Annotated in this window: 10 protein-coding genes; 6 read left to right on the top strand and 4 right to left on the bottom strand. The window is 58.4% G+C overall.

Translation table 11 applies throughout. From position 1 onward, the window contains the following. Positions 1-635: 635 nt before the first annotated feature. The 4 genes from JFT44_RS18890 to JFT44_RS18880 all read right to left on the bottom strand — a co-directional run bounded on the left by JFT44_RS18890 (position 636) and on the right by JFT44_RS18880 (position 7631). On the bottom strand, positions 636-1004 hold the full coding sequence (locus tag JFT44_RS18890; RefSeq protein WP_081044273.1) for a hypothetical protein: 369 nt from the start codon (positions 1002-1004) through the stop codon (positions 636-638). 1 nt (position 1005) lies between these two features. Then, the gene (locus JFT44_RS18885; protein ID WP_374068251.1) at positions 1006-5184 is read right to left on the bottom strand and encodes an RHS repeat-associated core domain-containing protein; all 4179 of its coding nucleotides are present in this window, start codon (positions 5182-5184) and stop codon (positions 1006-1008) included. After that, positions 5185-5634, bottom strand: coding sequence for a hypothetical protein (locus JFT44_RS29210; protein ID WP_374068250.1), 450 nt, complete (start codon positions 5632-5634; stop codon positions 5185-5187). A gap of 176 nt (positions 5635-5810) precedes the next feature. Then, positions 5811-7631, bottom strand: coding sequence for a sigma-54-dependent Fis family transcriptional regulator (locus tag JFT44_RS18880; RefSeq protein ID WP_198831029.1), 1821 nt, complete (start codon positions 7629-7631; stop codon positions 5811-5813). A gap of 253 nt (positions 7632-7884) precedes the next feature. Here JFT44_RS18880 and JFT44_RS18875 point away from each other — a divergent pair, with 253 nt between their 5' ends. The 6 genes from JFT44_RS18875 to JFT44_RS18850 are packed head-to-tail and all read left to right on the top strand — an operon-like array spanning position 7885 to position 13814. Then, positions 7885-8979: an ABC transporter ATP-binding protein gene (locus JFT44_RS18875; protein ID WP_057445261.1), complete on the top strand. Its 1095-nt coding sequence runs from the start codon at positions 7885-7887 to the stop codon at positions 8977-8979. Further along, positions 8979-10076 carry an ABC transporter ATP-binding protein gene (locus tag JFT44_RS18870; protein WP_198831028.1) on the top strand — a complete coding sequence of 366 codons (1098 nt, stop codon included), beginning with the start codon at positions 8979-8981 and terminating at the stop codon, positions 10074-10076. The genes JFT44_RS18875 and JFT44_RS18870 overlap by 1 nt, the downstream gene beginning before the upstream one ends. Further along, positions 10073-10939: a carbohydrate ABC transporter permease gene (locus JFT44_RS18865; RefSeq protein WP_057441394.1), complete on the top strand. Its 867-nt coding sequence runs from the start codon at positions 10073-10075 to the stop codon at positions 10937-10939. The genes JFT44_RS18870 and JFT44_RS18865 overlap by 4 nt, the downstream gene beginning before the upstream one ends. Positions 10940-10949: 10 nt before the next feature. Beyond that, complete coding sequence (locus JFT44_RS18860; protein ID WP_017735079.1) at positions 10950-11750, top strand: carbohydrate ABC transporter permease; 801 nt, start codon at positions 10950-10952, stop codon at positions 11748-11750. A 10-nt stretch (positions 11751-11760) separates the two neighbouring features. After that, positions 11761-12033 (top strand): DUF2160 domain-containing protein, encoded by a 273-nt coding sequence (locus tag JFT44_RS18855; RefSeq protein ID WP_029293327.1) that lies wholly within the window; start codon positions 11761-11763, stop codon positions 12031-12033. A gap of 38 nt (positions 12034-12071) precedes the next feature. Then, on the top strand, positions 12072-13814 hold the full coding sequence (locus tag JFT44_RS18850) for an ABC transporter substrate-binding protein (protein ID WP_029293329.1): 1743 nt from the start codon (positions 12072-12074) through the stop codon (positions 13812-13814). Positions 13815-13875 lie beyond the last annotated feature (61 nt).

Below are 13875 nucleotides of genomic sequence, written 5' to 3'. Positions count from 1 at the left end.
CAAGTTAAGGGGGCGCATTAATGATGGACTTATTTTTTATTGGCTAGGGATTAACTATTTCCGTCACTTTTATCGCTGATATGCAGGTTCTGGACAAGGCTGTCGATACTGGGTACATTAAAGTATTGACTTTCAAGTGAGTGGCTCTCGTCTAGACGTCTGTTGGGTAAAGTGAAATGTTTGTTGTTTTTAAGTTTACATACTTTGGAGTATGGTCGGGCTTTTCTTTCAGGTCTATAAGGATTGTTTAAGATCCAATGCGTAGGGCTGCGCAATTATCATCATTCCCTAAGATCAGTTCTGCGGTTATGTAGGTAATGCTGTCTATGATCTCTATTTTTTCCTCATGCTGGGGTGGTCGGGTAATATTATTGTTTCCAACAAAAAATATCATTCAGGTCGAATTCGACATCAATATACTCTCCGATTTTCGGTATCGGGCCTATCCACGTTGCTACACCACGTCCGGCAGATGTCTCATAATTAACATAAGATTTTTCGCGATGAGAAAATATATTTAGTATTTTTACAATCATCTTATTTTTTTGTAGTGCGCTTTAATTGCTGGGTTGTCAATGTTCATTGTTTTGTTTTTTGGGGGAGTAAAAGGGAGCTATTATTGCATCGGCTTGCGATCAAATAGAATCGTTCCGTTTTTTACGTTTGGTAGTGTATGTGTTGTGTGTGCAGTCAAGTTTTTCAGCGGTATAGCTACCTGCAATTACTGTAAATATCACATCGCATCCGTCACTGGATGTGAAGCAATAACTTGTCCCTGTCTCGTTTGGATCTACTCGTGTTGCCTCTGCTGAGAGAGGCGTGTCAGTGGTTTCGTACATTTCGGATATTTCAGATCCGATCGCACCTATCCCTTGGAAGGCGATTAGTTTGTGGAAGGTTATTAGCCATAGCTGCTCCTGCCAGTCTGAAAACTCTATTGATAGCGTGCTTCTATCGCATATTAGTTTTTCTATTGTTCCGTCTGAAACGGGAAATTTCTTCATCTTAAGATCCTGGATGTTTTTCGCCCGGTAGAAACCCAGTTCCGTGCCCGGGCTGATAATTTTCAGGGGTGACCTTCAGTAGCGTATTTTGTTTTTCAGATTGCTTCCAGCTTAAGTCATTCGGCTTAAGCTCAATGTGATAGTGGTTGCCGTGATGTCTTGGACTAAAAGGGCCAGGATCTCCCGGGTGGCTTTCAAATCTAATGCGGGTATCTGTATTAGGCCTCCATTCCATTCGTTGGGTACCGTGTTTTGTTGTTGAAATCTTTGGCTGTACGCCTAAAGCCTCGGTAAAGTCATTTGGATCAGAAGGGAAGTGGGTGTAAGCATTCGGTATAGCAGGTGAGTTGTGGTCGGCTTCTATTTGCGATGTAGGGTCTTCGATACGAACGGCTGGTTTACACCCGCTTTCGCCCGGACACGTATTCAACCCCAACGGATCCACCCACCCCGTAGGGTTGGGCACATACAAATACCCGTTCAGCCCACCGGCCAACTTCACCGGGTCGGGCGTCAGGTAGCGTCCGTTATCCGGATTGTAGTAGCGATGCCGGTTGTAGTGCAGCCCGCTTTCCCGGTCGAAATACTGCCCCTGAAAACGCAGCGGGTTATCGACGGTGCTCACGTCCAGCCGGGTGACTTTTCCGTAGGCTTGGTAATGGGCTGACCAGACGATTTTGCCGTCCGTGTTCGTCAGTTCCTGGGGCGTACCCAGGTGGTCCAGTTGGTAGTGGAACGCCTGGGTATTGGCCGGACCAAACCCTTCCAGCAAGGCCAGCGGCCTGAAGCTATCAGGCTCGTAGAGATAGCTGCGATGCTGCCCCGCCGTGTGCTCGGCGATGACTTTGTCGCCTTGCCAGAAAAACTCAGTGGTTTTGCCCGCCACGGTTTTGCTGATGCGCCGCCCAAATGGGTCATAGCGATAACTGGCCTGGCTGCCGTCCGGTTGCGTCACGCCGATCAGGCGGTGCTGGCAGTCGTAGCGGTATTCGGTGACTAACTGCTGCGCGCGGCCACGGCGTTCGCGTATGAGGTTTCCGAAGGCGTCGTAGTCGTAATGCCGGTCGCCTTGCAGTAACAGGCGGTTGCCGACGACGATGCCGGGGCCTGGGCGGTCTTGCATCAGCAGGTTGTTCGCCGGGTCGTGGGCGAAGCGTTCGGTGGGATCCTGGGAATGGTCGGCGCGGGTCAGGCGGTCGAGGGGGTCGTAGTGGTAGTCGTGCTGGCCCTTGCGGGTGTCGAGCAGGCGGGTGAGGTTGCCGCTGTTGTCGTAGGTGTAGCGGCGAAGGCCGTGGCGGTGTTCGTGTTGGGCCAGGCGGCCCTGGTCGTCGTAGTGGTAGTGGCTCAGCAGTTGGCCCTGCTGGCGCTGGTGTTCGCGGCCTGCTTTGAACAGGTGCGAGCTGAGTGTCCGGCCATTCAGGTCGACAGTGGCAAGGTGGCCGCCCTTGTCGTGGTTGAAGGTCAGGCGGTTGTTGTCTGGCAGGCGCAGGGTTTCGAGTTGGCCGCAGTGGTCGTAGCCATAACGCAGGGTGCCCCAGCCTTGGTGCTCGGCGGTCAGGCGGCTTTGCGCGTCGTATTCGTACTGCAGCGGCCAGTGGCCGTCGTCGACGCTAAGCAGATTGCCGAGGCGGTCGTAGGTGTAATCCACCGTGCTGCCATCGGGCAGGTTTTTTCGGACGAGGCGGCCGGTGTTATCGCGCTGGTAGGTGGTAACCAACTGACGGTCATCGTCGCCAAACTCGGTTTTTTCCTGCAGGTGGCCGTTGAGGTCGTAGACGTAGGCGGTGCGTTGGCCGTCGAAGCCGGTTTCCTGCTGGATCAGGCCGTTGGCGTGGTACTCCAGTTGATAGCGCTCACCTGCCTCGTTTTCGATCTCGGTCAGCAGCAGGCGAGTGTTGTCGTAGCGATAGCGCAGGGCCGTGCCATCGGGGTTGATCCGGCGACTGATCAGGTGCAAGCCATCGGCATATTCATACCGGGTCACACGCCCCAGTTCATCGCGCTCGGCGGTGATTTTTCCGTAGGGGTTGTAGCTCAATTCGCGGGTGGCGCCGCCCGGCATTACCACCTTGATCAGCCGACCCACCGCGTCCCAGTGATACTGGGTCAGGGCGCCATGTTCATCCTCGCGGGCAATCTGCCGGCCCAGGTCGTCATAGCGATAACGGCGCACGCCGCCATTGGGCAGTTGCTCCCCAATCAACTGCCCAAGATCGTTCCACGTCAGGCGCTGGCAGCTGTGGTCCGGGTACCAAACCGCTAAAAGCTGGCCACGCTTGTCATAGCTGTACTCGGTGACATTGCCGTCAGGATCAGTCTGGCGCGTGATCGCGCCCTGATCATTACGCTGGTACTTCCAGACCGCCTCACCCCGGCGCATGACCCGTACGAAGCCATCCTCATACTCGTAGGAGGTAGGCTCGTCATCCCCAGGAAACAGCGCCACCAAGCGCCCAGCCTCGTCGTACTGGTAGGCCGTGATCGCGCCCAGGGGATCCTGTTCAACCGTCAGCCGCCCCTGTGCGTCGTAGGACCTGAAATGCTCGCCGCCATCCGGATCAACCCGCTGCACCAGGCGTGCCCGCGGGTCATGCACGTAAACTTCCTGACTGCCATCGGCGTTAAGCAGGGTGACGCGGCCGTCGTCCCAGCTATAGCGCGTATCCATCTGCGCAAAACTGGCCCAATGCCGCACACAGCGCGCCGCCTTGCCAGACCGTTCCCACTCCCAGAAGAAACTCGCCCCACCGGCCAACTGCCGCTCAGTAATTACCGCAAGGCTGTCATATTGATAGCGCTCGCTTTCGCCGACGGCATTGATCGCCTCAAGCAGTCGCCACTGTTCGTCATAGCGGTAGGAAACAACGTTCTGCTCAGTAACCCAGGCGTCATCCGATTCGCTTTCCACGCGAAACACCTGGTAGTCCAGCGCCACGATATGCCCGCGGTCATAACGCAACAGCAAGGCGCGACCGGCACCGTTATCCAGGCGCAGAATCCGCCCCAAGCCATCGCGGGAAATACCCAGGCGGTTGTCATACCCATCGCTGATCGCCGTCAGCACACCGTCGTGAAAGTGGTAGAAGCGTGCCCCCTGCGCCAGCACCAGCTCATCCGGCGTCGCCCCCAGATAAATCGCCGCTTCAGCCAGGCTATTGCTGATCGCCGGGCGGGCAACGGAGGGCAGGGGAAAGGTGGTGCTGCGGTTCTCATGGTCCGTCCACACCACCGACCCGCCGACCACCTCCAGCCGCTGCGCCAAGGAATGGCTCCAGCCAAAGCCCAGCCCGCAATCCACCTCTACGGCACTGGTGCGATACAGGCGCGTCCAGGCAAATGGCAGCACGCCATCCAGTTCGCCATCGGTCAGGGTCAGCAGTTCTTCGCCGGTGACCATGGACACCGGGCAACCGTGGGTCGCGGTTTTATCAGCGCTAGCAGTTGCTTCCCCGTTGGGGTTTTTCGCGGAGGAGGGTGCGTCGTCCAACGCCTCTGCCTGCTTGAGCGTGGTATTGCGCCGCGCGCCCCAGTGCATCTGCAGGCCACCCTTTTTCAAGCCGCCAACCACGCCGCGCACAGCCACCGCCTTGTAGCGATCCACCGCCCCCATAAAACGCTTGAGGATGTCGAACACGCCTTTGACGAAGCCCACTGCAACGTCAACCACCTGCTTGCCATACTTCGCCAGACGCAGCCCCAGGTACGCGATCCCGGCACCTTGCAGGGCAATGGTCAGCACCAGCGCAATCAGCAAATCAATGAGCAGCGACACCGCAAACCCGGCAATCACCTCGGCGGTTTTCCCTGCCACCTGGCTGGGCGGCAACGCCGACAACCAGATCATCGCCGTGCGCAACATCAGGTACAGCGCCGCTTCGTCGCTGGCCAGCAACATCGCCTGTTCCATCACCTGCGGCGCTTCGCGCGCCAGGGCTGCCAGCTCGGCGGCCTGGGCGCCAAGGCGTTCGATGTGCTTGGCCGGGTCCTTGAGGATGTCCTGCACCAGTGACAGGCTGTCCCACACCTCGGAAATGGCTGACCAGGTACCGGCCAATATCCCACTGCCAATGGCACTTGACGCCGACACCTGCCAGTGCGGTTTGAACCCCCTCCATTCCTTGCGCAGCCAGGCTTGTAGCTCGGCGGTCAAGCCGTTGTAGGACGCAAATAGCGCCTCCACCTACGCCGCCGAAGCCCCGCCCTGTACGCGCACCTGATAGCGCCCACCGGCCGCGCAGTGATGGGCGCCCTTGCCCTGTTCATCCAGTTGGATAAACGTGGAACTGCCGTCCTCCAGGCCAATCACCTGCACCTGGAGATTGCCCAGCGGCACGTCATACACCGACTCGAATTTGCTTTCGATCTTCAACTCGCCGCCTGCCGGGCACACGGCAACACTGGAAGAAAAGTCGGTGTCGGTCAGGCTTACCGACACCTGGGAATCACCGACCCGCAGCACCCGCTCCATGCCCAGCAGCGACGGCAAATCCGTGGCGTGGCTGACCTTGTCCAGGGCCAGCGCGTACCAGCTTGTTACCTGCTGGCGATACAGCGCCAGGCTCTGGTGAAAGCCATCCAGCTCGTATTCGATCAGGTCGATGGGCGATGAATCAGGGGCAGGGGCTGGCATCCATGACGTCTCTGCAAAAGAAAGGCGTCGGAGAATGCCGCAGGAAAAGGGCGCTTGGAGGTGTGGTCTGTTAAATCAGAATGGGCTTACGGACAGGGGGAATTTTTCAGTTGGAATCGGCGCTTATGCCCACATCAACTAGCGATCAGTCTTAAAGAAAGACACAGGGTTTACGGCTATGGAGCGGCGCGTAATCGCTTGTATAAGGTATTGCGGCTGACCCCCAACTCCCTCGCCAAGTGGGAGATATTGCCGCCGACCGCTGCCAGTCGTTGCTGAAGGTTTTGCCTATCGTCCAGATCGTCCATGACCACCGGCGCGCTGGGTGCGGCTTGCCCTAGGTCGACAAAAAAATCATCCGGCAGGTGCTCCGGGCGAATCGGTTGATCTTCGGCCATGACCAGCGCCACCTGCATTACGCTGCTGACCTGGCGCAGGTTGCCCGGCCAGGGGTGTTGCTCGAATAACGCCAGCACTTCAGCACTGAGCCCGGCCCATTGCGTGGGTTCGCGGTGCTGTTGCCACAGTTGCTTGAACAGCGCCTGCTTGTCACTGCGCTCGCGCAGGGGCGGCAGTTCCAGGGTCAGGCCGCCGATGCGATAGTACAAATCCTCCCGAAACCGTCCGATCTGCACCTGTTCGCGCAGCGAACGGTTGGTCGCCGAGATAATCCGCAGGTCCACCGGGAACAATTCGCTGCTGCCCACCGGCTGTACGCAGCGCTCCTGCAATACCCGCAGCAGCCGGGCCTGGGTGGGTAAGGGCATGTCACCGATTTCATCGAGAAACAGCGTGCCTTTGTCCGCCTTGCGGATCAGGCCAATGCTGCCTTTTTGATTGGCGCCGGTGAACGCGCCTTTTTCATAGCCAAACAGCTCCGATTCCACCAGCTCCGCCGGAATTGCCGCACAGTTGACCGCGATAAACGCCTGCTGGCTGCGGGAACTGGCCTGGTGCAGGGCTTTGACGAAAACTTCCTTGCCGACACCGGTTTCACCGTGGATCAGCAGCGGAATGTCTTTTTCCAGTAGGCGTTCGGCCTGGCGCACAGCTTTTTCCACGCGGCTGTCGCCAAAGTGCAGGGTCTTGAGGCCGATGGGCGCGGGGGCTGGTTCACTAAAGACCCTGGCCTGCACCGGCGCCTGTTTGGGGCGTTTGAGCAGGCACTGGAAACGGTTGCGCCCCGCAGCCTGCAGGGCAAAGGGCAGGCCTTCGGGCTGGTTGAGCAACTCCAGCAGCGAGACCTTGAACAGGTTGTCGATCATCACCCGCGACAGGCTGATGCCCAGCAAGTTGTCGGCGCGGCGATTGGCTGACAGCACCTGGCCACTTTCATCGAAGATCAGCAGGCCGGCCCATTGGCTGTCGAGGTTGTTCAGGCCGGTGTTGAAGGTCAGTTGGAAGTGTTCGCTGCCAAACAGGTTAAGGATCAGCCGGTTTTCCACGGTCTGGCTCATCATCTTGACCATGCCCAGGGTGTGGGAGGGCGGCAGGTAGCTGTCGCTGGACACATCCAGTACCGCAATGATCTCGCGGTTGGCATCAAAGATCGGCGCGGCTGAACCGGTCATAAAACGGTTGGCCTTGAGGAAGTGTTCGTCATGTTCGATATGCACCGCCTGGGCGCAGGCCAGCGCGGTGCCGATGGCGTTGGTGCCGGTGGCGCGCTCCATCCAACTGGCTCCGGCGTTGAAGCCACGGGCCAGCTTGGGGTCGATAAAGCGTTGGGTGCCCCACGAGGTCAGGACTTGGCCCTGATTGTCGGCCAGCATGATCAGGCAGTTGGAATTGCTGAGGATGTTCTCGTAATAAGGCAGCACTTCCTGGTGGGTGGTCTGGACCAGCGCGTGCTGGCTCTCCAGCAGTTGGCTGATGCCCTCGGCGGGCAGTTGGTCGAAGCTGGGTGCGCTCTGGTGATCCAGGCCGAACGCACGGCAGCGGCGCCAGGAGTCCTGGATGATGGTGTCGTGGGGCAAAAGCGGGGCTGGTGCGGCCATGGCGGTGACCTTCTTTTTATTGTTGTTATGAACCCTATGCAATTCCAATGTGCGAGCGGGCTTGCTCAGTGTTGTTCAGAACTGTTCATTGTCAACCTGGAGGTTGTTCAATTGTTCAGTTGTGAATGTTCATTTCTGTTCAGCACTGAGCAATGGTTTTGCTCAAGTCTTTGGCAAATCAACGTTTTTTACTATTGGCACGAAACTCGCTCTGCCCCTGGAAGAACAATTCCAATAAGAAAAAGGGCGTGTCATGTCATTGACCCTGGAACATGTGACCCGTGTCGTCGAAGGCCAGACCTGGATCGACGACGCCAACCTGCGCTTTGAAGCCGGTTCTTTCAATGTGTTGCTGGGCCGTACGCTGTCCGGCAAGACCAGCCTGATGCGCCTGATGGCCGGTCTGGACAAGCCTGACAGCGGACGCATCCTGATGAACGGCGTCGACGTCACCCATAAGCCGGTGCGCTTGCGCAATGTGTCGATGGTGTACCAGCAGTTCATCAACTACCCGACCATGACCGTGTTCGAGAACATCGCCTCGCCGCTGCGCCAGGCCGGGGCCTCCAACGAACTGATCCACAGCAAAGTGCTGGAAACCGCGAAGATGCTGCGCATCGAGAAGTTCCTGCAACGTCACCCTCTGGAGCTGTCCGGTGGCCAGCAGCAACGCACGGCGATGGCCCGGGCGCTGGTCAAGGATGCCGAGCTGATTCTGTTCGACGAACCCTTGGTCAATCTGGACTACAAACTGCGCGAAGAGCTGCGCCAGGAAATGCGCGAGCTGTTCAAGGCCCGCAACACCATTGCCATCTATGCCACCACCGAGCCCAACGAGGCACTGGCGCTGGGCGGCACCACCACCATTCTCCACGAAGGCCGGGTGATCCAGAGCGGCAAGGCCGCCGAGGTCTATCACCAACCGCAGACCGTGCTGGCGGCCGAACTGTTTTCCGAACCGCCGATCAACCTGATGCCGGGGCGCATCAGCGGCAATGAAGTGAGTTTCGCCAGCGACGTGCACTTTCCGTTGAATGTCGACCTGCGCCCCATCGGCGAGGGCGAATTCCGCTTTGGTGTGCGCCCCAGTCATATCAGCCTGGTGCCCAGCAACGACGATGACCTGGAACTGGCAGTAACCGTGGAAGTGGCGGAGATCAGCGGCTCGGAAACCTTCCTGCACGTGCGCAGCGAGCATTTTTTGCTGGTTTTACACCTGCCGGGAGTACACGAGTACGACGTGGATGCGCCGATCCGCATCTATATTCCGACCCATAAACTGTTTGTGTTCGATGGTCAGGGCCGTTTGGTCCAGGCTCCCGGGCGCCGTGTCGCGAGGGTTGCCTGATGGCCGAGATCCATTTGCAGAACCTGGCACATAGCTACAGCCCTACACCCGCCGGGCCTGAAGACTACGCCATTCGCGAAATGAACCACATCTGGGAGCAGGGCGGTGCCTACGCGTTGCTCGGGCCGTCTGGCTGTGGCAAGTCAACCTTGCTCAACATCATCTCCGGCCTGCTCAGCCCTTCGGAAGGCCAGGTGCTGTTCGACAATAAGGTGGTAAATGAGCTGACCCCGGAAAAGCGCAATATCGCCCAGGTTTTCCAGTTCCCGGTGGTCTACGACACCATGACCGTGTTCGATAACCTAGCATTCCCCCTGCGCAACCAGGGCATGGCCGAGGCGAAAGTGCACAGCAAGGTGCAGGAAATTGCTGAAGTGCTCGAGCTGCAGAACCTGCTGGGCAAAAAGGCCCGCAACCTGAGTGCCGATGAAAAGCAAAAGGTCTCGATGGGCCGTGGGCTGGTGCGCGATGACGTCTCGGCGATCCTGTTCGACGAGCCGCTGACGGTAATCGACCCGCACCTGAAGTGGAAACTGCGGCGCAAGCTCAAGCAGATCCATGAGCAGTTCAATATCACCATGGTTTACGTCACCCACGATCAGTTGGAGGCCTCGACCTTTGCCGACAAGATCGCGGTGATGTACGGCGGGCAGATTGTGCAGTTCGGCACGCCGCGGGAATTGTTTGAGCGTCCCAGCCATACCTTTGTCGGCTATTTCATCGGCAGCCCTGGGATGAATCTGATTGAGGTGCAGGCCGAAGCTGGTGGGGTGCGGTTTGCCGGGACACATCTGGCGTTATCCGAGGTGCAGCAGCGGCAGATCGCGGAAAAGGACTACAAAAAACTTCAGGTCGGCATTCGTCCCGAGTTTATCCATGTGTGGGACGAGCCCAATCCTGATGCGTTGCAGGCCGACGTCATGCATATCGAAGACCTGGGCACCTACAAGATCCTGACCCTCAACCTCGACGGCGCGCCGTTGAAAGTACGCCTGGCCGAAGACAAACCGGTACCCGAGGGCCGGGCGTCGATCAGCTTCCCGGCGCAATGGTTGATGGTCTATGCCGATGATTACCTGCTGGAGGCGCGGCCATGAACAAGGTGCAGAACAACAAGGCCTGGTGGCTGGTATTGCCGGTGTTCCTGCTGGTGGCGTTTAGCGCGGTGATCCCGATGATGACCGTGGTCAACTACTCGGTGCAGGACATTTTCGACCAGTCCAGCCGCTATTTCGTCGGTGCCGACTGGTACAAGCAAGTGCTGCTGGACCCGCGCCTGCATGACTCGCTGCTGCGCCAGTTCATCTATTCCGCGTGTGTGCTGTTGATCGAGATCCCGCTGGGCATTGCCATTGCCCTGACCATGCCCACCAAAGGCCGCTGGTCGTCCCTGGTGCTGATTGTGATGGCCATCCCGCTGCTGATCCCGTGGAACGTGGTCGGCACCATCTGGCAGATCTTCGGCCGTGCCGATATCGGCCTGCTGGGTTCGAGCCTGAATGCCATGGGCATCAACTACAACTATGCCGCCAACACCATGGACGCCTGGGTCACGGTGCTGGTCATGGATGTGTGGCACTGGACCTCTCTGGTGGCGCTGCTGTGCTACTCCGGGCTGCGGGCCATACCGGATGTGTACTACCAGGCCGCGCGAATTGATCGGGCATCAGCCTGGGCGGTATTCCGACATATCCAGTTGCCGAAAATGAAGAGCGTGCTGCTGATCGCCGTGATGCTGCGCTTTATGGACAGTTTCATGATCTACACCGAGCCGTTTGTCCTGACGGGGGGCGGGCCGGGGAATGCGACGACTTTCCTCAGTCAGACCTTGACCCAGATGGCTATCGGCCAATTCGACCTGGGGCCGGCGGCAGCGTTTTCCCTGGTGTATTTCCTGATCATCCTGTTGGTGTCCTGGCTGTTCTACACCGCCATGACCCACTCCGACGCCAACCGCTGAGGCCGCCAACATGAGCAAGCGCAAGGTCATCCCGCTGCTGATCTACATTCTGTTCCTGCTGGTGCCGATCTACTGGCTGCTGAACATGTCCTTCAAGAGCAACACCGAAATCCTCGGCGGCCTGACGCTGTTTCCGCAGGATTTCACCCTGGCCAACTACAAGGTGATTTTCACCGACCCCAGTTGGTACACCGGGTATCTGAACTCGCTGTACTACGTGAGCCTGAACACCGTGATTTCCCTGACGGTGGCACTGCCGGCGGCCTACGCGTTTTCGCGCTATCGCTTCCTCGGCGACAAGCACCTGTTCTTCTGGTTGCTGACCAACCGCATGGCGCCGCCGGCGGTGTTCCTGTTGCCGTTTTTCCAGTTGTATTCGTCCATCGGCCTGTTCGACACCCATATCGCTGTGGCTCTGGCCCACTGCCTGTTCAACGTGCCGCTGGCGGTGTGGATCCTGGAAGGCTTTATGTCGGGGGTGCCCAAGGAGATCGACGAAACGGCCTACATCGACGGCTATAGCTTTCCGAAGTTTTTCGTGAAGATCTTTATCCCGCTGATTGGCTCGGGGATCGGTGTCACGGCGTTTTTCTGCTTTATGTTTTCCTGGGTCGAACTTCTGCTGGCGCGCACGCTGACGTCCGTGAATGCCAAACCGATTGCCGCCGTGATGACCCGCACCGTGTCAGCGTCCGGGATTGACTGGGGCGTACTGGCGGCCGCCGGGGTGCTGACCATCCTGCCGGGCATGCTGGTGATCTGGTTTGTTCGCAACCATGTGGCCAAGGGCTTTGCCCTTGGCCGGGTCTGAGGAAACGATGATGGAATGGATGGCCTGGACCACCCCGACTGCACTGTTCTTTGCGGCGATTGCCCTGTTGCTGGCGGGCATGACCACGTGGGAGCTGCGTTCGCCGAGCATTCCCCGGCGCGGGTTGTTACCGATCAGCACCACCCGTGGTGATCGTTTGTTTATCGGTCTTCTCGGGAGCGCCTACCTGCATCTGCTGGTGATTGGCGTAACCGGCTGGAGCATCTGGGTGGCGTCCGCGCTGTCTGTGGTGTGGCTGTTGTCTGTGATGCGTTGGGGATAGCCACAGGCATCCCTTTTGATCCCAACCAGGAGGTCTCTATGTTCGATAAAAACAATAAGCTGCGACATAGCATTTCATTGGCCGCTGTCTTGGCCCTCAGTGGCCTGAGTGCTGCGGCCTGGGCTGATGCCTATGAGGATGCCGCGAAAAAATGGATTGGCAGCGAGTTCAAACCGTCCACTCTCACCGAAGCCCAGCAACTTGAAGAGTTGAAGTGGTTTATCAAGGCCGCCGAGCCGTTTCGTGGGATGAAGATCAATGTGGTGTCGGAAACCCTTACCACCCACGAGTACGAATCCAAGGTGCTGGCCAAGGCCTTCAGTGAAATCACCGGGATCAAGCTGACCCACGACCTGCTGCAGGAGGGCGATGTGGTGGAAAAACTGCAGACCCAGATGCAGTCGGACAAGAACATCTATGACGGCTGGGTCAACGATTCCGACCTGATCGGTACGCACTTTCGCTATGGCAAGACCGAATCCATCACCGACCTGATGGCCAATGAAGGCAAGGACTTCACCTCGCCGACCCTGGACCTCAAGGACTTTATCGGCATCTCGTTTACCACTGCGCCGGATGGCAAGATCTACCAGTTGCCCGACCAGCAATTTGCCAACTTGTACTGGTTCCGCGCCGACTGGTTCGAGCGGGCCGATCTCAAGGCCAAGTTCAAGGAAAAGTACGGCTATGAGTTGGGCGTCCCGGTGAACTGGTCGGCCTATGAAGATATCGCCAAGTTCTTCAGCGAAGACGTCAAGGAAATCGACGGCAAACGCGTCTATGGCCATATGGACTACGGCAAGAAGGATCCGTCCCTGGGCTGGCGTTTTACCGATGCCTGGTTCTCCATGGCCGGGGGCGGCGACAAGGGCCTGCCCAACGGCTTGCCGGTGGACGAGTGGGGCATTCGGGTCGAGGACTGCCACCCGGTGGGTTCCAGCGTGACCCGTGGCGGCGATACCAACGGCCCGGCCGCGGTGTTTGCCACGCAGAAATATGTCGACTGGATGCGCGCCTATGCGCCACCGGAAGCGGCGGGCATGACCTTCTCCGAGTCCGGGCCGGTACCGTCCCAGGGCAACATCGCGCAGCAGATTTTCTGGTACACCGCCTTTACTGCCGATATGACCAAGCCGGGCTTGCCGGTGATGAACGCCGATGGCACGCCGAAGTGGCGCATGGCACCATCACCACGCGGTCCATATTGGGAGGAGGGTATGAAGCTGGGGTATCAGGACGTGGGCTCCTGGACCTTCCTCAAATCCACGCCTGAGAAGCAAAAACTGGCGGCCTGGCTGTATGCGCAGTTCGTCACCTCGAAAACCGTGTCCTTGAAGAAAACCATCGTCGGCCTGACGCCAATCCGCGAATCGGACATCAACTCCCAGGCCATGACTGACCTGGCACCGAAACTCGGCGGCCTGGTGGAGTTCTATCGCAGCCCGGCGCGGGTGCAATGGACGCCGACCGGCACCAACGTGCCGGATTATCCGCGCCTGGCGCAGCTGTGGTGGAGCCATATCTCGGAAGCCGCCAGCGGCGAGAAAACCCCACAACAGGCGCTGGATGGCCTGGCCAAAGATCAGGACGCCATCATGACGCGCCTGGAGCGCTCCAAGGTGCAGCCGATCTGCGGGCCGAAGATGAACCCCGAGCGCGATGCCCAGTACTGGTTCGACCAGCCGGGTGCACCGAAGCCGAAACTGGCGAACGAAAAGCCCAAGGGTGAAACCGTGAACTATGCCGACTTGCTCAAGTCGTGGGAGGCGGCGCGTAAGTGAGGTAGGGCAGATAGCACAACGGCACCGTGAGGTGCCGTTTTTTGTGGTGTCGCTGCTACCG

Origin of the sequence: Pseudomonas sp. MF5691 (genome assembly GCF_016405645.1) — a bacterium.
Classification (GTDB): domain Bacteria; phylum Pseudomonadota; class Gammaproteobacteria; order Pseudomonadales; family Pseudomonadaceae; genus Aquipseudomonas; species Aquipseudomonas shahriarae.
This window is presented reverse-complemented; position numbering and strand designations above follow the sequence as displayed.